The sequence below is a fragment of the Candidatus Avoscillospira sp. LCP25S3_F1 genome, assembly GCF_052117125.1.
GTDB lineage: Bacteria > Bacillota > Clostridia > Oscillospirales > Oscillospiraceae > Avoscillospira_A.
The window spans coordinates 1-1,348 of record NZ_JBQKJT010000057.1; the positions used below are offsets into that span (position 1 = coordinate 1).

General features: G+C 54.7%; 1 protein-coding gene and 1 pseudogene. Both read right to left on the minus strand.

Going from position 1 to position 1,348, the window contains the following annotated elements; genetic code table 11:
• Positions 1-118: 118 nt before the first annotated feature.
• Positions 119-994: pseudogene (locus tag ACTQ33_RS17065) on the minus strand (IS3 family transposase); the annotation flags it as partial.
• Between the two features lie 11 nt (positions 995-1,005).
• Positions 1,006-1,278, minus strand: coding sequence for a transposase (locus ACTQ33_RS17070; RefSeq protein WP_412270935.1), 273 nt, complete (start codon positions 1,276-1,278; stop codon positions 1,006-1,008).
• Positions 1,279-1,348 lie beyond the last annotated feature (70 nt).

The following is a 1,348-nucleotide window of genomic DNA, read 5'->3' on the forward strand; positions in this document are numbered from 1 at the left end:
TTGGAAATGTCAAGAAATGTGCAGTCTGGAAACACCCAAAATCTGAAAAGCATGGTAATACAGCGCAGTTTTCCGAAGTGGAGCGTAGCGGAACGCAGGAAAACTGCGGCAGCACCGGTCAGGCTGCCTGCTGCGCCCGTATCCACTCCCGGTACTTCACAGGCGGCAGCCCAAGCGGGTTGCGTGTATAGACCCTGACGCGGTTGTAGTAGATAAAAATATAGCGAAAAATGATCGTTTTGACTTGTTCTCTCGGCAGCTTGTACGCCGCGATCTGATAGATCTTCTCTTTCTTGAGCGTGGCGAAAAAGCTCTCCATCCGTGCGTTGTCGAAGCAATGTCCGGTTCCGCTGAGGCTCTGTACCATGCCGTGGCGAGACAGCTCCGCGCGAAAAGCCGCGCTGGTGTATTGACTCCCGCGGTCTGAGTGGAACACCGCTCCCTTTAGGTTCGGATAGATCCGCCCCAGCTGCCGCACCGTGTCAATGCACAGCTCCTTCTTCATATTGTCCCGCATCTCGAGCGCGACGATCTCGCCGTTGAAGCAGTCCATGATCGGAGATACATACAGCTTGCCGTCCGCGCACTGTACCTCGGTAATATCCGTGAGGAATTTTTCCAAAGGGCGCCGGGCGTTGAAGTCCCGCTTTAAAAGGTTTTCCTGCTCCTGCGCTTCTGTCGTGGTCTTCGTGATACCGTGCGGAACGCGTTTTTTATGGAGCCAGCCATTCTCTTTCATCACGCGGTACACCGTTCTCCGGCTGACGTTGACGCCGTCCTGCTCAAGCGCGAGGCATACGCGATCCACGCCGTAGTTGCGATTATCCGGATGCTCCGCAAGAATTGCATCGATCTTGACCGCAAGAAGCTGACGCCTGTTCCGCTTTTCTCTGTTTCTCAGCCAGCGGTAATAGCCGGATTCGCTCAGGCACAGGACACGGCACATCTCCTTTGCCGTGTAGACGCCCTTGCGTTCGACTACGAACAGGTGCCGCTCACACGCTTTTACTTCTTGCGGTCTTTTGCGAAAAAACCGAGTGCATCCTTGAGAATGTCGTTCGCGGTGCGAAGCTCGGCATTCTCCCGTTCAAGTTCGCGGATGCGAATTATCTGCTCCTCCGCGCTCAGCGGCTTCGCGGGCGGTGTATTCCGGCGTATGCTGCGCCAGTCCGCCAGCGTGAAGTATGCGATGCCGAGCTGCTGCGCGGCTTTCTTTACGCCGATCTCATCCGACAGCTTCAGTGCTTCTTCCTTAAATTCTTTGCTGTAACGTTTCATTGCGATCCCCTCCGTCTCTGTTCGTTCAGTTTAACAGATTTTTGGGGAATTTGCGACTGCACTTACAGGG